Genomic DNA, 18,601 nt, shown 5'->3' with positions numbered 1-18,601 from the left:
AGAGTGGTCGCCGGGCAGGCGACTCGCCGTCCGGGGTCAACGCACCACGCGGTGGCGGAGGTAGACGACGCCCGAGTCGAAGGCGCGGCTCTCGACGAGCTCGAGGCCGACCTGGCGCTCGTTCCGGGCGAAGTAGGGCGTGCCACCGCCGACGAGTACCGGGTAGACCCGGACCCGGTACTCGTCGATGAGCCCCAGGTCGGCCGCCTGGGCGGCGAGGGCCGCACCACCGATCGCGATGTCGCCCTCGCCCGGCTCGGCGCGCAGCCGGTCGATCTCCTCCGCCAGGCCTCCGGAGGCCAGCCGGGCGTTGCCCTCCACGGACGTCAGCGTCGTGGAGAACACCACCTTGGGGAGCCGCCGCCAGAGGTCGGCGAACACGAGTTCCAGGTCGCCGAGGGCCGGCGCCCGGTCCGGCTCCCAGTACAGCATCGCCTCGTACAGCCGACGGCCCATCAGGTGGACGCCGGCCCGCCGCACCTCGTCGGTGGCGAGGCGGAAGACCTCCTCGTCGGGCACCGACCAGTCGAAACCGCCGTCCGGTCCCTTGACGAAGCCGTCGAGCGTGGCGCTGAGCGAGTACGTGACGTCGCGCATCAGGAGTCCTCCTCGGGAGGTCCGCCGAAGGAGACCTCGTTGCCGTATGGGTCGCGGAACGTCGCGTGCCGGCCCCCGTCCTCGTCCACCTCGCGCACGGCGGGCGCCCTCAGCTCAGCCGCTGCTGCAGGTGGACGGTGACCTGCTCGCCGGCCGCGCTCTTCCCGATCGCCGTGCAGATCGCCGCGCGCAGCGGCAGCCAGTGCGGCCCCGCGCCCGACGGCATGAGGGTCGCGGCGAACGGATGCCCGTCGGTGGTCCCGGTGACCTTGACCGCGCGGCGGGTGCCCAGGAGCTCCGCCGAGCGCGGCACGGTCAGGTAGGTGGCGAAGGCGCCGTCCTTCTCGATCGGCGCGGTGAAGGTGACGTCCAGGGGGGAGCTCATACCCCTCCGACCGCGCCCCGCCCGGGAACTCATCGCGGACGGTGCGAAGGCGGCCGCTACACATCGCCCAGCCGGCGGCGGACGGCGAAGTGCGTCGTCGCGGTCGTCCCGGCGTCCACGGGCAGCAGCACCCCCGTGATCCACCGCGACTCGTCGCAGGCGAGGAACAGGGCGGCCCAGGCGGCGTCCCAGGCGTCGCCCTCGCGGTCCAGCAGGCCCGACTGCCGCCGGACCTGCCGCGTCTGCGCCGACCCATGGAAGCCCATGGGCGTGTGCAGGTGCCCCGGCACGATGCAGTTGACCCGGATCCCCTCCGGCCCGTGCGAGTAGGCCATGTCCGCGGTCAGCGCCTGCACGCCGCCCTTGGCCGCCGCGTAGGCAGCGGTGCCGAGCCCCCGCATACCGGCGATCGACGACACGTGCACGACCGAGCCGCCACCGGCCCGGACCAGGTGCGGGATCGCCGCGCGGCTCATCCGCATGACGCCGCCGAGGTTGACCCGCAGCAGGCGCTCCCACTCCTCCTCGTCGATGTCCACGACCGTGCCGCCACCGGACACCGCGGCGTTGTTGACGAGCACGTCCAGGCGCCCGAACCGCTCGGCCACGGCATCGGCGGCCCGGGCACAGGCGAGCGTGTCCGTCACGTCGGCCTCGGCGACCAGCCCCTCGCCGCCGAGGTCGCTGATCCGCTGGACGGTCCGGGCCGCCCGCTCGGGGGAGACGTCGACGACCCCCACCCGCGCGCCCTGGGCAGCGAAGAGGATCGCCGTCGCCGCGCCGATGCCCAGGAACTCCCCGTCGGACCCTCCGCCGGTGACGAGGGCGACCCGGCCCTGCAGCCGGGCCCCCCGCGCGCCGGGGGGCAGTTGGTACCGCGCGTCGTCGTCGATGGCCACGAGCGCGCACGCTATCCAGCCGGGGGCCACGGCGGGGCGCCGTCGCCGGGCGGGCGCGGGCTCAGGCCTGCGCCGACCGGTGGGCTGCCGACAGCTCGTCGCGCCGGCGCTCCAGGAACGCCCGCTCGGACGCGTTGCCGGTCAGGTCGAGCGCCGCGGCGTAGGCGTCCAGCGCCTCGCCGGTGCGCCCCAGCCGCCGCAGCAGGTCGGCGCGGACGGCGGGCAGCAGGTGCGACCGGGGTAGCTCCACCCCCTCCAGGGCGGCCAGCCCCGCCGCCGGTCCGTCGACCTCCGCCACGGCCACCGCGCGGTTCAGCGCGACGACCGGCGAGGGCGCCAGGGTCAGCAGGTGGTCGTAGAGGACGACGACCTGCCGCCAGTCGGTGTCCGCCGCCGTCGCGGCGTCGTCGTGCACCGCCTGGATCGCCGCCTGCACCTGGTACGCCCCCGGGGCGTTGCGGCGCAGGCAGCGGCGCACCAGGTCCTGCCCCTCCGCGATCAGCGCGGCGTCCCAGCGGGAGCGGTCCTGCTCGGTCAGCGGCACCAGGTCGCCCGTGGCCGAGACCCGCGCCGGGCGCCGCGCCTCGGTCAGGAGCATCAGCGCCAGCAGCCCGAGTGCCTCCGGCTCGTCGGGCATCAGCTCGACCAGCTGCCGGCCCAGCCGGATCGCCTCCGCGCACAGGTCCGGGCGCACCAGCCCCGACCCGGAGCTCGCGGTGTGCCCCTCGGTGAAGACGAGGGAGACGACCGCGAGCACGCCGGGCAGCCGGTCGGGCAGGTCGGCCTCGGTGGGCACCCGGTAGGGGATCCGCGCGTCGCGGATCTTGCCCTTGGCCCGGACGAGGCGCTGGGCCATCGTCGCCTCGGGCACCCCGAAGGCGTGCGCGATCTCGGCGGTGGTCAGGCCGCCGACGAGGCGGAGGGTCAGCGCCACGCGGGCGGGGAGCGCCAGCGCCGGGTGGCAGCAGGTGAACAGCATGCGGAGCCGGTCGTCGCGCACGGCGCCCTCCTCGGGCGGGGGATCGGGCTCGGCCAGCCGCGCCGCCTGCCGGTGCCGGTCGTCGCGGGTGGCCTCGCGCCGCATCAGGTCGATCGCCCGGTTCCGGGCGGTCGTCACGATCCAGCCGGCCGGGGCGGGCGGCACGCCGTCGGCGGGCCACCGTTGCAGCGCGACCACGAAGGCGTCCTGCACCGCCTCCTCGGCGGATCCGATGTCACCGAGGAGGCGGGTCAGGACGGCGACCGCGCGGCCGTACGCCTCGCGGAAGACGGCCTCGACGAGCTCGGGGGTCATCCCGGTCAGGGCGTGCCCGAGCCGTCGTGGAACGGGCGCACCTCGATCGGCAGGGTGGTGGCGGCGACCAGGCGCCGGCCCCAGTCGAGCGCGGCGTCCAGGTCCGGGACGTCGATCACCGAGAACCCGCCGACGTGCTCCTTGGCCTCGGCGAACGGCCCGTCGACGAGCAGGACCTCCCCGTCCTTCGGGCGCAGCGTCGTGGCGGCCGCGGGCGGGTGCAGCCCACCCCCGAAGACCCAGCAGCCGGCGTCCACCATCGCCCGGTGTACCGCGTCGGTGTCGCGCATGATCGGCTCCAGGACCTCCGGCGGGGGCGGGGTCCCGTCGCCGGGCTGGACCACGGTCAGCAGGTAGTGCGGCATGGCGTCTCCTCGCCGTCCGGCGGGCGGCTCCTCCGCCCGCTCACCCCCTGTACGAACGGGCTCAGCCCGGATCGACATCCGGCGTGGCACCGGGTTCGCGCACCAGCACCCAGACCGGCAGCTCGCCGTCGGCGGTGTGCAGGGCGGCGCTCACCGCGAACCCGGAACCGCGCAGGAAGCGGACGCCGGCCCAGGTGTGGACCGAGGTCGCGGCCGGGAGCCCGTCCGCGTCGCAGCGGGCCAGCGCGGGGGCGAGCACCGCCCGGCCCATGCCCTTGCGGCGCGCCGTCGGTCGGGTGCCCAGGTGCTCCAGCCACCAGTGCGGCCCGGCGGGGCGCGCGGCGTCCACCAGCTCCCGGGTGGCGGCCACGCGTGCGGCGTGGGCCCCCGACAGCACCGGCAGCTCCCGGTCCAGCGCCGCACGGACGTCGGCCGGCATCGGCGTCGTCCCGGGGGCGCCGGCGGGGGGGACCCACGTGGCGACGGCGGTGACGTCCTCGGTGACCCAGGCGCTGCGGGTGGAGACGCCGCGGTGGCCCCCCGAGAGCTCGTGCCAGCGGGTCAGCCGCTGGATCCGGCCGTCCTCGGGCAGCGCCCAGCGCGTCCAGCGGGAGTCGGCCAGGGCCACGGTGAGCGTCGCGGCGATCCGCGGGACGTCGCGCTGCTCGGCCGGGCGCACGGACGGGATGCCCACGCGGACCACGGTGGGGACGTCGCTCACCCCGGCATTCGACCACGCCGCCGGACCGCCCCGGCTGGGGTGGTCCGGCGGCGGGGGAGCGGGTCGTCGCTCAGGCGTCGAAGCCCGCGCGGTCGACCTTGCGGTGGTACCGGGTGCCGAGCTTTCCGCCGAGTACCGCACCGATGAGCGTGGCCAGCAGCACGGCGGCGAGGGCGACGATCCCGCCGGTGGTGCCGGTGCCCTCGTCGATCGGGATGCGCGGCAGGTTCAGCCGCTCGAGCACGTTGTACTCCGAGCCGAACAGCAGCCCGGCGATCGCCAACGCGGCGACGACGAGCAGCCCGATCAGCCAGACCGCCAGACCCTGGCGGACGCCGTCGAAGCGGGACATCCGCCCGGCCACGTAGCCGCCGGCCAGATAGGCGAGGAACAGCACGACGACGAGCGCGATGCCGCCGCCCAGGCCGATGGCGGCGGCGTCGTCCACGGCGGTGTCGGTGTCCACGCCCTGGGTGAGCCCGACGGCCACCCCGGCCGCCGCCACGAGCGCGATGAGGATGACGGCCAGGCCGTTGGCGGACAGCCAGCCGAAGAACGCGGCGCCCCACTTGATGCCGCCGAAGCGGGCGTGCTGGGCCTCGACCGCGTCACGGGCGGGGCCGCGGCTCGCACGGGCCCCCGTGCCCACCTCGCTGTCGGGAGCGATGCTGCCGCTCATCGGGTGGTCGAGTCGCCGTCGAGCTCGATCTGCTCCTTGCGCACGGTGTCGCTGACGGTCTCCTGCCCGGTGACGGTCTCGGTGTCGAGGCGGACGCGCTCGACCGGCACGGCCTCCTTGGCGACGACGGGGCGCTCGGCGTGCAGCACGACCTCGTGCTCCTCCTCGGAGATCGCCGGGCCGTCCATCGCGCGGCCGGCGTTGCCCTCGGTGATCGGCTCGCGCTGGACCCGGACCTCCTCGTGGGAGACCGGCACGGTCTCGGTCACGTTCTCCGAGACGACGTACTTGCGCAGCCGGGCGACGCCGGCCTGGACCCGCTGGGTGCCGACGGTGAGCCGCTCCTCCGACCGCGTCATCGCGTCGTCGGTGGTCGGGCCCGAGGTGTCGTGGCCCACCGTGCCGCGCGCATCGACGTCGCGGTCGACCAGCTCCGGGCCGCGGGCGGTGCCGACGGCGTCGGCGACCGACCGGCTGCTGTCGAGGCCGTAGTAGCGGTAGAGGTCGGCCTCCTCGCTGGGGGAGAGGTGACCCTCCGCGTCATGGTGCGGGGAGTTCTTGACCATGTCCTTGTCGTAGGGCACGCGCAGCTCGCCGCCGGAGGCGGTGGCGTCGGCCAGGGGCACGAAGGCCTCCTTGGTGCCGAACAGGCCGGTGCGCACGGTCGCCCACTCGGGGCGGCCGGTCGAGTCGTCGAGGTAGACCTCGCCGACGGTGCCGAGCTTGCCCTCCGGGCCGACGGCGATGCTGCCGATGACGCTGCTGATCTGCTGCTCGGTGATCACGGGTGCTCCTCAGGGGTTCGACGGGGGTTCGGCGCTCCTCCGGGCCGGGTACACCGGGTGAGCGCTGCTCCAGTCGTGCCCGCTGGTTTACGTTGTAAACGCCGCCGGCGGAGGGCCGCTCAGGTGAAGCTGTCCGGGTCGCGCGGGTCGCGGCCCTCGCGGCGGACGTGCTCCAGGCGCCCGAGGAGGTTCTCCAACGCCTCCTCGAACTCCGCCGCGGACTCGTCCACGGAGAGCAGCTCCTGCAGCCGGACCACCGTGGGGTACTCGCCGAGGTCGGGGTCGACGGCAGGGGTCGCCTCGCCGGTGTCGGCCGCGTTGATGGCCACGCCCTTCTGGGACACCTCCAGCAGCAGGTGACCGAGCAGGAAGCTGCTGTAGGCCCGGTAGGCGGCCACCGCGGACTCGTCGGAGAATCCGCTGCCGGTCAGCGCCGTGAGGAACGACTCGACCCAGCGCAGACTGCGCAGCGGGGGGCGCACCCACGGGGCCGCCGGCGGGCGGGTGGCCACGAGGGGGAAGAGCTCCGGGTGGGCCAGGGCGATGCGCCGGACGCCGTGTGCCAGGCGCTGCAGGTAGTCCTGCCAGCCGTGCGCGGCCTCCATGTGGACGTCGGGGTCGCCGTACAACTCGTCGACGACGCTCTCGACGACGCCGTCGAGCAGCTGCTCGCGACCCGGCACGTACCGGTAGAGGGCCATCGCCTCCACCCCCAGGACGGCGCCCAGCCGCCGCATGGTCAGCGCGCTCAGGCCGTGCGAGTCGATGAACTCGATCGCCGCGCCCAGGATGCGCCGGCGGTCCAGTGCCGCCCGGCCGGTGCCGGGGGGCCCCGAGGTCACCACGAAGGCGGCGCCGCCGCGCGCCTCGGGGGAGTCGGGATCGGCTGTCCGGGGCGCGCTGCCGGCCGGCTCGTCGGGATCGGCCGCCCTCGCCATGGCACTTCCTCGCCGTCGGGTCGCTGGTCCGTCCTCTGCATCCTGCCCGGTCGTCGCCGCACCGCACCGCCGCCCCCCTCGGATTGTGAGGTCAACGGAACGCAGCGTTGACGCCGAGGCCCACGCCGGGAAACGCCGCTCGCGCAACCTCGTCGTCGTGACCGCAGCAGCCGTGCCCGACTCCGCCGCCCGCGGCCGGGGTGGCTCGCGGACCACGAAGACCCACTGCCCGTACTGCTCCCTGCAGTGCGGCATGAGCGTCACGGCCGGCGACCGGCCCGCCACCCTCGTGCCGCTGGACTTCCCGACCAACCGCGGCGGGCTGTGCTCGAAGGGCTGGTCGTCGGTCGAGCTGCTGGACCACCCGGAGCGGCTCCTGCACCCGCTCGTCCGGGCGGTTCCGGGCGACCGCACCAGCCCGCTGGTGGAGACCACCTGGGACGATGCGCTGAGCCGGCTCGTCGGCGCCATCCGGCGGACGCAGCGCACCCACGGGCGCGACGCCGTCGGTTGCTTCGGCGGCGGCTCGCTGACCAACGAGCAGGCCTACCAGTTCGGCAAGTTCGCCCGGGTCGCGCTCCGCACCTCCGCCATCGACTACAACGGCCGGTTCTGCATGTCCTCGGCCGCGGGCGCCGCCAACCGCGCGTTCGGCCTGGACCGCGGGATGCCGTTCCCGCTCGCCGACATCGCCGAGGCCGACGTCGTGGTCCTGGTCGGCAGCAACCCGGCCGACACGATGCCCCCGGCGATGCAGTACTTCGACGCCGGCCGCGAGCGCGGCGCCGGGCACATCGTGGTCGACCCCCGGCGGACGGCCACCGCCCGCAACTCCGCCCTGCACCTGCAGCCCCTGCCGGGCACCGACCTCGCGCTGGCCAACGGGCTGCTGCACATCGCGCTCGCCGAGGGGCTGGTCGACGAGGAGTACGTCGCCGCCCGCACCACCGGCTTCGACGAGGTCCGGGCCGGCGTGGCCGCCTACTGGCCCGACCGGGTGGAGCGGCTGACCGGCGTCCCCGTCGCCGACCAGCGGCGGACCGTGTTCGCGCTCGCCCGGGCGGAGCGGGCGATCGTGCTGACGGCCCGCGGCGCCGAGCAGCACCGCAGCGGCACCGACACCGCGCAGGCGTGGATCAACCTCGCCCTGGCCCTCGGCCTGCCCGGCCGGCCCGGCAGCGGCTGGGGCACCGTCACCGGGCAGGGCAACGGGCAGGGCGGCCGCGAGCACGGGCAGAAGGCCGACCAGCTGCCCGGCTACCGCAGCCTGCGCGACCCCGCCGCCCGCGCCCACGTCGCCGCCGTCTGGGGGATCGACCCCGACGACCTCCCGGTGCCGGGGAAGAGCGCGTTCGAGATGCTCGACGCCCTCGGCACGGACGGCGGGGTGCGCACGCTGCTCGTGCTGGCCTCCAACGTCGCCGTCTCCGCGCCCGACGCCCGGCGGGTCGTCAGCCGGCTCGCCGACCTCGACTTCCTCGCCGTCAGCGACTTCTTCCTCTCCGAGACCGCCGAGCTCGCCGACGTCGTCCTGCCCAGCGCCATGTGGGCCGAGGAGGCGGGCACGATGACCAACCTCGAGGGCCGGGTGATCCGCCGGCGCCGGGCGCTGGACCCGCCCGACGGCATCCTCGACGACCTCCAGCTGCTCGCCGAGCTCGCCGGCCGGCTCGGCGCGGGGGATCGGTTCTCCGGCGACCCGGAGACGGTGTTCGAGGAGCTGCGCCGGGCCAGCGCCGGGGGAGTGGCCGACTACGCCGGCATCAGCTACGACCGGATCGACGCCGAGGACGGTGTCTTCTGGCCGTGCCCCGATCCCGCCCACCCCGGGACGCCGCGGCTGTTCACCGAGCGCTTCGCCACCCCCGACGGCCGCGCCCGGTTCGTCCGCGTCGAGCACGTCGACGCCCACGAGCGCCCCGACGCGGAGTACCCGTTCGTGCTCACCACCGGCCGGGTGCTCGCCCAGTACCAGTCGGGCACCCAGACCCGCCGCTCGCGCAGCCTGCAGCTCATCGCCCCGACGCCGCGCGCCGAGCTGCACCCCGACCTCGCCCGCGAGCTGGGCATCGGCCAGGGCGACGTCGTCGAGCTCGCCACCCGCCGCGGCCGCGCCCGGTTCGCCGCGCAGGTCACCGACGCCATCCGGCCCGACGTCGTCTTCGCGCCCTTCCACTGGGGCGGCGGGTCCAGCGCGAACGCGCTCACCGACGCCGCCGCCCTCGACCCGGTCAGCCGCATGCCGGCCTTCAAGGTCTGCGCGGTCGCCGTCACCCGCGTGAGCGGGCCGACCGAGCGGATCGACCCGCCGGCCGCGGCCACCCAGCCCCGGCCGCGCGCCCACGCCCCCGTTCCGACCCCCGAGCCCAGGCCCCCGGCCCGATCCCGATCCGCAGCACAGAGGAGCACCCGCGTGAAGAGCACCCCCCGCTTCCTGCAAGGCGTCTACCCGATCACCGGCGAGGGGCTGGCCAAGCCCGGCCCCGTCGACGCCGCCCTGCGGTACACCGTGCCCTCGGGCTGCAGCGCCCAGGCACTGTACTTCCGCGGCGGCAACTCCACCGGCGAGCTGGTCTACGTCCTGCTGCTGCGCGACGGGGAGGCGATGCGCTGGTTCCCGATCGGGGCCAAGGGCGACGTGCACGTGCCGCTGCGGGTGGTCGAGGACCTGCCCGGCGGCACGGTCGTCGAGCTGCACGCCGCGGCGCCCGAGGGCGTCACCGGTGAGCTCGTGCTCGACCTGGGTCTGGTGGAGGTCTGATGACGATCACGGCGACCTACGGGGTCCTCGGCGGACGCCCGCAGGGCATGACGTCCCTGGGCCTGGGCGACGACGACCTGGACACCCGCGCGCGGCTGGTGGTGGTCGGCAACGGCATGGCCGGCGCCCGCTTCGTCGAGGAGGTGCTCGAGCGCGGCGGCGGCGAGCAGTTCCGGATCACCGTGTTCGGCGACGAGCCGCACGGCAACTACAACCGGATCATGCTCAGCCCGGTGCTGGCCGGGGAGTCGCACGAGGACGACATCGTCCTCAACAGCCACGACTGGTACGCCGACAACGGCGTGGACCTGCGGGCCGGGGTCCGGGTGGAGAAGACCGACACCGCCGCCAAGCTGGTGTACGCCGCGGACGGCAGCGTCACCCCCTACGACCACCTGGTCCTCGCGACGGGCAGCTACTCGTTCGTGCCGCCGATGGCCGGCGTCCGCACCGCCGACGGGGAGCTGCTGCCCGGGGTCTACGGCTTCCGCACGATCGACGAGACCCGCGCCATGCTCGAGGCCACGGGCCGCTGCAAGCGCGCCGTCGTCATGGGCGGCGGGCTGCTGGGCCTGGAGGCCGCCCGCGCCCTGCAGGGCCACGGGCTGCAGGTCGACCTGGTGCACGCGATGCCGTGGCTGATGAACGCCCAGCTCGACGCCGAGGCCGGGGCGATCCTGAAGAAGAGCGTCGAGTCCCTCGGCATCACCGTGCACCTGGACGCGATGGCCGGCGAGGTCCTCGGGACCGACTCCGTCGAGGGCGTGCTGCTCAAGGACGGCAGGCGGCTGGACTGCGACCTGCTGGTCGTCGCCGCCGGCGTCCGGCCGCACACCGACGTCGCCGTCCGGTCCGGGCTGGAGGTCGAGCGCGCGATCGTCGTCGACGACCAGCTGCGCACCGACGACCCCGACGTCTACGCGATCGGCGAGTGCGCCCAGCACCGCGGCTCGGTCTACGGGCTGGTCGCCCCGGCCTGGGAGCACGCCCGGGTGCTGGCCGACGTCCTCACCGGCACCGACCCCGCCGCCGAGTACTCCGGCAGCCGGACCGCGACCAAGCTGAAGGTCGCCGGGGTCGACGTCGCCACCATGGGGATCAACACCCCCGAGCGGGACGACGACGAGTTCCTGGTCATCAGCGAGCCCCGGCGCGGCGTGCACCTGTCGGTGGTCATCCGCGACGACAAGCTCGTGGGCGCCACGCTGCTCGGCGACACCCGCAAGGTCGCCTTCCTCACCCAGGCGTTCGACCGCGGCGCGCCGCTGCCCGAGGAGCGCATCCGGCTGCTGGTCGACCTCTCCGACGGCGCCGAGGAGGTGGGCGTCGCCGAGATGCCCGCCGACAGCCAGGTCTGCAACTGCAACGGCGTCTCCAAGGGCGACATCTGCGGCGCGGTCGCCGACGGCTGCGGCAGCGTCGGCGCCGTCATGGACCGCACCCGCGCCGGCAAGGGCTGCGGCTCCTGCAAGAGCCTGGTCAAGCAGATCGTGGAGTGGGCCGCCGACGGCGACGTGGTCGAGGACCCGTCGGCCTCCTGGTACGTGCCGGGCGTCCCGCTGGCCAAGCCCGAGCTCATGGCGGCCATCCGCGAGCAGGACCTGCGCAGCGTCTCCCAGGTCTTCGCCGCCCTGGTGCCCGGCGGCAAGGAGGACGCGAAGTCGAAGATGGGCCTGACCTCGCTGCTGAAGATGATCTGGGGCGTGGACTTCGTCCCGGAGAAGGACGGCGAGTTCATCAACGACCGGGTGCACGCCAACATCCAGCGCGACGGCACGTTCTCCGTCGTCCCGCAGATGAAGGGCGGGGTGACCACGCCCGCGCAGCTGCGGAAGATCGCCGACGTCGCCGAGAAGTACGAGGTGCCGATGGTCAAGGTGACCGGCGGCCAGCGGATCGACCTGCTCGGTGTCCGCAAGGAGGACCTGCCGGCCATGTGGGCCGACCTGGGCATGCCCTCGGGCTACGCCTACGGCAAGAGCATGCGCACGGTGAAGACCTGCGTCGGCAGCGACTTCTGCCGCTTCGGCCTGGGCGACTCCACCCAGTTGGGGATCGACCTGGAGAGCCGGTTCCAGGGCATCGAGAGCCCGGCCAAGATGAAGCTCGCCGTCGTGGGCTGCCCGCGCAACTGCGCCGAGGCCTACGTGAAGGACGTCGGCGTGGTCGCCGTCGGCAACGGCAAGTGGGAGGTCTACATCGGCGGCGCGGCCGGCGCCTCGGTCCGCAAGGGCGACCTGCTGGCCACCGTCGACTCCCCGGAGGCGGTGATTGAGCTCTCGGGCCGGTTCATGCAGTACTACCGCGAGAACGCCAACTGGCTCGAGCGCACCTACGACTTCGTGCCGCGGATCGGCCTGGAGAAGATCAAGGCCGTCCTGCTGGACGACAGCGAGGGCATCTGCGCCGACCTCGACGCCGGCATGCAGCGCTCCGTCGACGCCTACCGCGACCCGTGGGGGACCGACGGCGGCGAGCCCGCCACCCCCGGTCAGTTCCGCTCCTCCCTGCCCCTGATCCCGCTGCCGAAGGTGCCCGTCCGATGAGCGTCACCACGTCCGACATCGCCGAGCCGACCACGGCCGGGACGGAACTCGGCAGTCCCGCCCGCGAGGTCGCCGTCCCGGGGAGGGCACCGGCGCCGTCCGGCGGCCGCGCCCACGCCGTCGGCCGCGTGGAGGACGTGCCGCCCGGGGAGGGCCGCGCGTTCGTCGCCGGCGACATCCAGGTGGCGGTGTTCCGGCTGCGCGACGGCTCGCTGCACGCCACCCAGGCGGCCTGCCCGCACGCCGGAGGCCCGCTCGCGGACGGGCAGACCGATCCCGACGTCCTGGTCTGCCCCCTGCACCTGTACGCCTACCGGTGGGTCGACGGCGCCGCGACCAGCGGCGCGCTCGCGGTGCGCACCTACCCGGTGCGCGAGGTCGACGGGATGCTCGTCGTCGACGTGTGAGCCTCGGTCCGATCACGGAACGGGCACGCTGGTCAGGTGAGGCTTGCCTAACTCGCGGCGCCCGGCTACAACTCCACCCATGTCGATCACCACTCGCACGCGCGGCGCCGCCGTCGCGGGCCTGACCCTCTCGCTGGTCCTCACCGGTTGCGGCTCCGACGACGACGGCGGCGACTCCGCCGGCCCGTCGTCGTCCGGCGGCTCGTCGGCCTTCCCCGTCACCATCGAGCACGCCTACGGCGAGACCGAGATCCCCGAGGAGCCCACGCGCGTGGTGTCCCTGGGCTTCACCGAGCAGGACGCGATCCTGGCCTTCGGCGTCGTCCCGGTCGCCGTCCGCTACGCCTTCGGCCCGGAGGACGACGTGTTCTTCCCGTGGGCGGACGAGGCGGCCGGGGACGCCGACCCGGAGATCATCCCGCGCGAGGAGGTCGACATCGAGGCGATCGCCGCGCTCGAGCCCGACCTGATCATGGCGGTGACCGCGGGGCTGACCGAGGCGGAGTACGACACGCTCAGCGGGATCGCGCCCGTCGTCGTCCAGCCGGAGGAGTTCCCGGCGTTCGGCACCCCGTGGCAGGACCAGACGCTGATCACCGGCCGGGCGCTGGGCCAGGAGGAGCGGGCCCAGGAGCTGGTCGCCGAGGTCGAGGCGCAGTTCCAGGCGACGGTCGCCGCCCATCCGGAGCTGTCGGACCGGACCGTCACCCTGTCGGGCGTGGCCTACGAGGGCGAGTACCCCTTCCACTCCTCGAGCGACACCCGGACCCAGTTCTTCACCGACTTCGGCATGGTGGTCGCCCCGGAGCTGGACGAGATCGCCGGCGACGAGTTCTACGGCACCGTCAGCCAGGAGCAGGCCGACCTGCTCGACGCCGACGTGCTGCTGTGGCAGTCGGGCTCGGACGAGGAGCGCGCGCAGATCGAGAACGACCCGATCCTCAACTCGATCCCCGCGGTGGCGCAGGGTCGCGCGCTGTTCGTCGAGGGGGCCGACTACGACGCGCTGCAGTTCGGCAGCGTCCTGAGCCTGCCGTACCTGCTGGAGAGCCTGGTCCCGAAGATCTCGGCGATCGTGCAGGCCTGAGCACGGACTTCCGCCGATCCGGACGACGACGGGCGCCGCTCCCTGATGGGGGCGGCGCCCGTTGCCGTCGGGGGGCGGGTCAGGAGGGGCTGACGACGACGCCCTCCGGAGGCGCCTGCACGGGGTTCACGAACCAGATGCTCTCCTCGTACAGGTGGCGCGAGCGCCAGCCGTCCGGGGTGCGGACCATGTCGTGGTGGTAGTAGCCCCCGGTGTAGGTGAAGCCCTGCACGCCCGGGATCTGCATCGGGTTGTAGAAGTCGGCGATCACCTTCGCCGTGTCGCCGTCGAGGTGGACCTCGATGTTGGTGACGTGGTGCTGGGTGAACGGAAAGGCCGCGAAGCCCGCGGAGAGGAACTCGACCATCTCGTCGCGGGGGAGCTTGGGCGCGCCGGCGGAGCTGTAGTCGACGATCGCGTCGTCGGTGAACACGCTGCGGTACATCTCCCAGTCGCCGCGGTCGATGCCGTGGCAGTAGCGGGTCAGCACGTCGCGGATCTCGATGCGGTCGGCGAGGGTCTGCAGGTCCACGGGGCCTCCGGGGGATGCGGGGATGTGACCGGGACCATAGCGATGTCGTGATCACGCGGGCGGTCGCGCGGTCGGGGGCGTCGTCCCTGGAGCGGCCAGAACCGGTCCGCCTGTGGCCGGTAGGGGGACGACGCTTGCGGAGCGCCGCCCCGGCTGCCCTGACGGGAGCGCTCGGCTCACGCCCGGCGGGTCAGCGGACCGGTCGGCCCGTCACTCGTCCCAGTCGACGTTCCCCATGGGCGCGGTCTCGGCGAGCACGGTTCCGTCGGCGGCGAGCGTCTGCACGGTGGTGAGCCCGGCAGGTACGTCGGCCACGACGACGCCGTCCCGCAGCGGCGACGAGCCGAGCTCCTCGCCGTCCGCGTCCAGCAGCCGCGCCGTGGTCGCGGACGGCGGAGCGACGACGACCAGGCTCGGCCGCCCCGGCGTCCCGCCCTCGGCGAACGGCAGCGAGCAGCTCAGCACGAAGGTCCGCTCGGCCAGCGGGGGTCCCGCGGCCTGCAGCGCGCTGCCGCAGCCGGCTCCGGCGACGCTGCCGTCCTGGGCGGACAGCATGGCGTCGGCCTGCAGGTAGACCGCCCCCGACGGGAGGGTCGCGGCGAGGAGGGAGACCTCGGCCCGGCGCTCGTCGGGGGAGGGCACCGGACCGGCCCAGACGACGGCGAAGCGGACGGCGTCCGCCGGCAGGCCGAGCAGCCACGACACCTGCTGCGCGCGGCGGGCCACCGGGTCGACGCCGGGCGACGGCTCCGGCCCGCCGCGCAGCCATTCGACCTCGGCGTCGACGACCGCGTCACCCCAGGCGCTGAAGCTCTCGGGGACGGAGACCACGACCTCCGCACCGTCGCGCAGCACCCGGTAGCGCACCGCGGGCCGCGGCTCTCCGCTGCCCTCGCCGAGGGAGAGGACGGCCACGCCGTCGGTCGTCCCGGCCGGTTCCCAGGCGCGGCTCACCGTCGCGTCGGCGGCGACATCGGGCCGGCGGGAGAACTCGACGGTGTCCCCGGGTGCGGCGATCACGACCATCACGCCTTCCGTCCCGGTGGTGAACGCGACCGGCCGGGTGACGTCGACGCCGTGCGCCACCGACGCCGCGCCCATCTGCGTGGCGTCGGCGCCGGGGGGACCGGCGAACCAGAGCATCGCGACGTCGCTCAGCGCGTCGAGGTCGGTCTGGCGCTCGGGGTCGGCCTCCTCGCCCACGGGCCGGGCGGTGTTGTCGCCGACGACGAGGGCCCAGCGGCCACCGGGCACGTCGCCGGCCCACACCACCCGCCGGGTGTCGACGGGCGGGTCCGGCACCGGTCCGCTGCCGTACCCGACCCAGGGCAGCTGCCGCACGCCCTCCAGGAACGCGGCGTCCCCGGCCAGGGAGCCGCGGGTCGGACCGGCGAGGACGTCGACCGCCGTCGGGCCGTCCGCCGGTGCGGACCGGCTCGGCTCGGCCCCGGACCCCGACAGCACGACCGGCACGGCGATCACCACCGCGGCGACGCTGGCCACCAGCGCGGTCAGCCCGATCCGCCGGCGCCGCCGCGATCGGGACAGCGCAGCGATCCGGCCGGCGAGGAACGGATCCTCGCGCGGGGCGGTCGCCTCGGCGAGGCGGGTCAGCTGCTCGCGCAGGTCGGCCTCGGTGGTCACGAGAGCTCCTCGGCGGGGACGGAGGGGGAGGCCGGCGTCGCCAGGACGGCGCGCAGGCGGGCCAGGCCGCGGGTGGTCTGGGTGTTGACGGCGCTGGCCGAGCAGCCCATGACCTCGGCGGCCTGCCGCTCGGTGAGGTCGGCGTAGAACCGCAGGACCACGGCTGCGCGCATCCGGGGCGGCAGCGCCCGCAGCGCCGCGGACAGGGCCTCGTCCGGATCCGGGGCGCCCGCCGCGGGATCCGCGCGGTCGGGGAGCGTGTCGACCACCTGCTCGGTGGTCATCAGCCGGCGCCGCCAGCCGATGTGGCTGGTCACCAGCACCCGCCGCACGTACGCCGTGGGCCGGCCGGCCGCGCTGATCCGGGGCCAGTGCCGGTAGGTGGTGAGCAACGCCGTCTGCACGAGGTCCTCCGCATGTCCGCGGTCACCCGTCAGGAGGACGGCGAGGCGCAGCAACGCGGGCTGCTCGTCGGACACGAAGTCCTCGAAGCCCCGCTCGTCGTCGGCGCGCACGCAGTCCCCTCTCGCAGGTCCTGCCCTCTACACGCGTCGAGCGGCGCGGAACACCCACACGGTCAGTCCCGGGGGAGGTCCAGCGCGGCGAGGGCGGCGGCGATCGCCTCGTCGCGCACGAAGTCCAGCGCGAGCAGGCGGTGCGCGAGCACCCCGCGGCGGGTCAGCCGCAGGTCGGCCATGCGCAGGCGGGGGAGCGCGGCCCCGCCGGGGCGGGGGGCGGCCGGCGGCGGGTCGAGCAGCCCGCGGCGCTGCAGGTCGGCGACGTCCTCGAGCGCGCCCCACGCCGTCCACCCGCGGGGGTCGACGGGCAGCGGCGCCATCGGCAGCGGCGTCCGCTCCCGGCGGCCGACGGCCGCCAGCACCACCAGTTGCCGGCCGGTGAGCTCGCCGGCCAGCCGGAGCCCGCGGTGCACGACGCCGGCGTCGAGGTCGGGGGAGACGGCGGCCTCGGCCAGCAGGTATCCCAGGTGGCGGACCCGCCACTCCTCGGGCGTCTGCCGCGCGGCGAGGACGGCGGCCTCGGCGAGCTCGTCGGCCGGCGCGCGGCCGCCCACGTCCGGGGCCAGGAACCCGTCCGAGCGCACCGGCCGGCCCTGCGACCCCCGCGTCACCGCCAGCTCCACGGCGAACGCCAGCGCGGCCCCCGCCCGCACCCGCTCCCGCGGCACCGGCAGCAGCGCGCTGTCGGCGGCCACCCGGCGCAGGCACGCGGCCAGCCGCGGGTCGACCGTCACCCGGGCCGCGCCCGCGTCGAACAGCAGCGCGGCGGCCGACCGGCTCATCGACCCGGCCACCGGCTCGCCGGTCTCGACCAGGGTCCGCCCCGAGGGCGCCGCGCCGTCCACGATCTCCGTCACGCGGGTGATCATCCCGGGACGGCGCGGCGGGCGCACCGCGCCGGCCCCGGCTCTCACCACGGCGGGGGGCGTCACCCGACCTCACCGTCGTCCGCCCGCCGCGGTGAGCGAAACGGAACACGAGTTCCCCCGGACGGCAACGGGCGGGGAACGGGCTGCCGTCACCGTCTCCGTATGGCTGCCCCCACCCGTCCGACCGACGCCGTCCCCGCGCCTCCGGCGCCCACCTCAGCTCCACCGCGGGGAGGGCGCTGGATCGAGGACTGGCGCCCGGAGGACCCCCAGTTCTGGGAAGGCACGGGTAAGGGCGTCGCCCGCCGCAACCTGTTCTTCTCCGTGTTCTCCGAGCACATCGGCTTCTCCATCTGGAGCCTGTGGTCGGTGCTCGTGCTGTTCCTGCCCGAGCCGGTGTTCGGCATCGACCCGGCGGGCAAGTTCCTGCTCACCACGCTGCCGACGGCGCTGGGTGCATTCGTGCGGCTGCCGTACACGTTCGCCGTCGCCAAGTTCGGCGGCCGCAACTGGACGATCGTCTCGGCCGCGCTGCTGCTCATCCCGACCATCGCCACGGCGATCGTCCTGGAGCCGGGCGTCGACTACTCCACGCTGCTGGTGGTCAGCTGCCTGGCCGGCGTCGGCGGCGGCAACTTCGCCAGCTCGATGGCCAACATCAACGCCTTCTACCCCGACCGGCTCAAGGGCTGGGCGCTGGGCCTGAACGCCGGCGGCGGGAACCTCGGCGTCCCGGTGATCCAGCTGGTCGGGCTGCTGGTGCTCGCCACCGCCGGTGCCCAGCACCCGCGGATCATCCTGATCGCCTACATCCCGCTGATCGTCATCGCCGCGGTCGGCGCCGCGCTGCTGATGGACAACCTGGCGACGGCGCGCAACCAGCCGCGGGCCATGCGTCAGGCCCTGCGCGAGCCGCACACCTACATCATGTCCTTCCTCTACATCGGCACCTTCGGCTCGTTCATCGGCTTCGGGTTCGCCTTCGGCCAGGTGCTGCAGAACCAGTTCGCCGTCGACTTCGACACCCCGCTGAAGGCGGCCTACCTGACGTGGCTGGGCCCGCTGCTGGGCAGCCTCATCCGCCCGCTGGGCGGCTCGCTGGCCGATCGCTTCGGCGGCGCCCGGATCACGTTCGTCAACTTCATCGCGATGGCGGTCGGGGCCTCGATCGTGCTCACCGCCAGCCTGGTGGAGTCGCTGCCGCTGTTCGTCGTCGGCTTCGTCGTCCTCTTCGTCCTCAGCGGCCTCGGCAACGGGTCGACCTACAAGATGATCCCGGCGATCTTCCGCACGCAGGCCCAGCTGTCGGTCGCCGCCGGCGGCGACAGCGTCGCCGCCGACCGGCGGGCGCTGCGGATGTCCGGCGCCCTCATCGGCATCGCCGGCGCGGTGGGCGCCTTCGGTGGCGTCCTGGTGAACCTGGCCTTCCGCCAGTCGTTCCTCTCCAGCGGCAGCGGTGACGGCGCCTACATCGCGTTCATCGCCTTCTACGTGGTCTGCGTGGCGGTGACGTGGGTGGTCTACCTGCGCCGCGGCGCCCCGATGGCCGGGGTCTGAAGCCGATCGGAGGAGAT

Annotated in this window: 18 protein-coding genes; 5 read left to right on the top strand and 13 right to left on the bottom strand. The window is 74.7% G+C overall.

Annotated elements, in window-relative coordinates:
• Positions 1–36: 36 nt before the first annotated feature.
• The 9 genes from BMY88_RS12210 to BMY88_RS12170 all read right to left on the bottom strand — a co-directional run bounded on the left by BMY88_RS12210 (position 37) and on the right by BMY88_RS12170 (position 6,663).
• Positions 37–597, bottom strand: coding sequence for a dihydrofolate reductase family protein (locus BMY88_RS12210; RefSeq protein ID WP_091943520.1), 561 nt, complete (start codon positions 595–597; stop codon positions 37–39).
• A 109-nt stretch (positions 598–706) separates the two neighbouring features.
• Positions 707–982, bottom strand: coding sequence for a DUF1905 domain-containing protein (locus BMY88_RS12205; protein WP_091943518.1), 276 nt, complete (start codon positions 980–982; stop codon positions 707–709).
• Positions 983–1,038: 56 nt separating this feature from the next.
• Complete coding sequence (locus BMY88_RS12200) at positions 1,039–1,881, bottom strand: SDR family NAD(P)-dependent oxidoreductase (RefSeq protein WP_211435621.1); 843 nt, start codon at positions 1,879–1,881, stop codon at positions 1,039–1,041.
• A 61-nt stretch (positions 1,882–1,942) separates the two neighbouring features.
• Positions 1,943–3,175 (bottom strand): RNA polymerase sigma factor, encoded by a 1,233-nt coding sequence (locus BMY88_RS12195; RefSeq protein ID WP_091943516.1) that lies wholly within the window; start codon positions 3,173–3,175, stop codon positions 1,943–1,945.
• 5 nt (positions 3,176–3,180) lie between these two features.
• Positions 3,181–3,540, bottom strand: a complete 360-nt coding sequence (locus BMY88_RS12190; RefSeq protein ID WP_091943514.1) for a YciI family protein — start codon at positions 3,538–3,540, stop codon at positions 3,181–3,183.
• Positions 3,541–3,601: 61 nt separating this feature from the next.
• On the bottom strand, positions 3,602–4,261 hold the full coding sequence (locus BMY88_RS23845) for a GNAT family N-acetyltransferase (RefSeq protein WP_091943512.1): 660 nt from the start codon (positions 4,259–4,261) through the stop codon (positions 3,602–3,604).
• A gap of 70 nt (positions 4,262–4,331) precedes the next feature.
• Entirely contained in the window at positions 4,332–4,940 is a 609-nt protein-coding gene (locus BMY88_RS12180; RefSeq protein ID WP_091943510.1) for a hypothetical protein, read from the bottom strand.
• The gene (locus BMY88_RS12175) at positions 4,937–5,725 is read right to left on the bottom strand and encodes a DUF2382 domain-containing protein (protein ID WP_091943508.1); all 789 of its coding nucleotides are present in this window, start codon (positions 5,723–5,725) and stop codon (positions 4,937–4,939) included. Before BMY88_RS12175 ends, BMY88_RS12180 begins: the two co-directional genes overlap by 4 nt.
• 119 nt (positions 5,726–5,844) lie before the next feature.
• Positions 5,845–6,663, bottom strand: coding sequence for a TetR/AcrR family transcriptional regulator (locus BMY88_RS12170; RefSeq protein ID WP_091943506.1), 819 nt, complete (start codon positions 6,661–6,663; stop codon positions 5,845–5,847).
• 157 nt (positions 6,664–6,820) lie between these two features.
• Between BMY88_RS12170 and BMY88_RS12165 the strand changes: the two genes are divergently transcribed.
• From BMY88_RS12165 to BMY88_RS12150, 4 genes are all read left to right on the top strand, one after another.
• The gene (locus BMY88_RS12165; protein WP_244524633.1) at positions 6,821–9,424 is read left to right on the top strand and encodes a molybdopterin oxidoreductase family protein; all 2,604 of its coding nucleotides are present in this window, start codon (positions 6,821–6,823) and stop codon (positions 9,422–9,424) included.
• Complete coding sequence (nirB, locus tag BMY88_RS12160) at positions 9,424–11,970, top strand: nitrite reductase large subunit NirB (protein ID WP_244524632.1); 2,547 nt, start codon at positions 9,424–9,426, stop codon at positions 11,968–11,970. The genes BMY88_RS12165 and nirB overlap by 1 nt, the downstream gene beginning before the upstream one ends.
• On the top strand, positions 11,967–12,377 hold the full coding sequence (locus tag BMY88_RS12155; RefSeq protein WP_091943504.1) for a Rieske (2Fe-2S) protein: 411 nt from the start codon (positions 11,967–11,969) through the stop codon (positions 12,375–12,377). Before nirB ends, BMY88_RS12155 begins: the two co-directional genes overlap by 4 nt.
• A gap of 79 nt (positions 12,378–12,456) precedes the next feature.
• Positions 12,457–13,464, top strand: a complete 1,008-nt coding sequence (locus BMY88_RS12150) for an iron-siderophore ABC transporter substrate-binding protein (protein WP_091943502.1) — start codon at positions 12,457–12,459, stop codon at positions 13,462–13,464.
• A gap of 79 nt (positions 13,465–13,543) precedes the next feature.
• Here BMY88_RS12150 and BMY88_RS12145 read toward each other — a convergent pair whose 3' ends face one another.
• From BMY88_RS12145 to BMY88_RS12130, 4 genes are all read right to left on the bottom strand, one after another.
• A complete protein-coding gene (locus BMY88_RS12145) occupies positions 13,544–13,996 on the bottom strand; it encodes a nuclear transport factor 2 family protein (protein ID WP_091943501.1) in 453 nt (150 codons plus the stop codon).
• A 210-nt stretch (positions 13,997–14,206) separates the two neighbouring features.
• Positions 14,207–15,640, bottom strand: a complete 1,434-nt coding sequence (locus BMY88_RS12140; RefSeq protein WP_091943499.1) for a hypothetical protein — start codon at positions 15,638–15,640, stop codon at positions 14,207–14,209.
• A complete protein-coding gene (locus tag BMY88_RS12135; RefSeq protein WP_091943498.1) occupies positions 15,637–16,155 on the bottom strand; it encodes a SigE family RNA polymerase sigma factor in 519 nt (172 codons plus the stop codon). The genes BMY88_RS12140 and BMY88_RS12135 overlap by 4 nt, the downstream gene beginning before the upstream one ends.
• Before the next feature lie 62 nt (positions 16,156–16,217).
• Positions 16,218–17,015, bottom strand: a complete 798-nt coding sequence (locus BMY88_RS12130) for a hypothetical protein (RefSeq protein WP_244524631.1) — start codon at positions 17,013–17,015, stop codon at positions 16,218–16,220.
• A gap of 174 nt (positions 17,016–17,189) precedes the next feature.
• Here BMY88_RS12130 and BMY88_RS12125 point away from each other — a divergent pair, with 174 nt between their 5' ends.
• Complete coding sequence (locus BMY88_RS12125) at positions 17,190–18,584, top strand: nitrate/nitrite transporter (protein WP_091943494.1); 1,395 nt, start codon at positions 17,190–17,192, stop codon at positions 18,582–18,584.
• The last annotated feature ends 17 nt before the right edge of the window (positions 18,585–18,601 follow it).

The organism is Trujillonella endophytica, from assembly GCF_900110555.1.
Taxonomy (GTDB): domain Bacteria; phylum Actinomycetota; class Actinomycetes; order Mycobacteriales; family Geodermatophilaceae; genus Trujillonella; species Trujillonella endophytica.
This window is presented reverse-complemented; position numbering and strand designations above follow the sequence as displayed.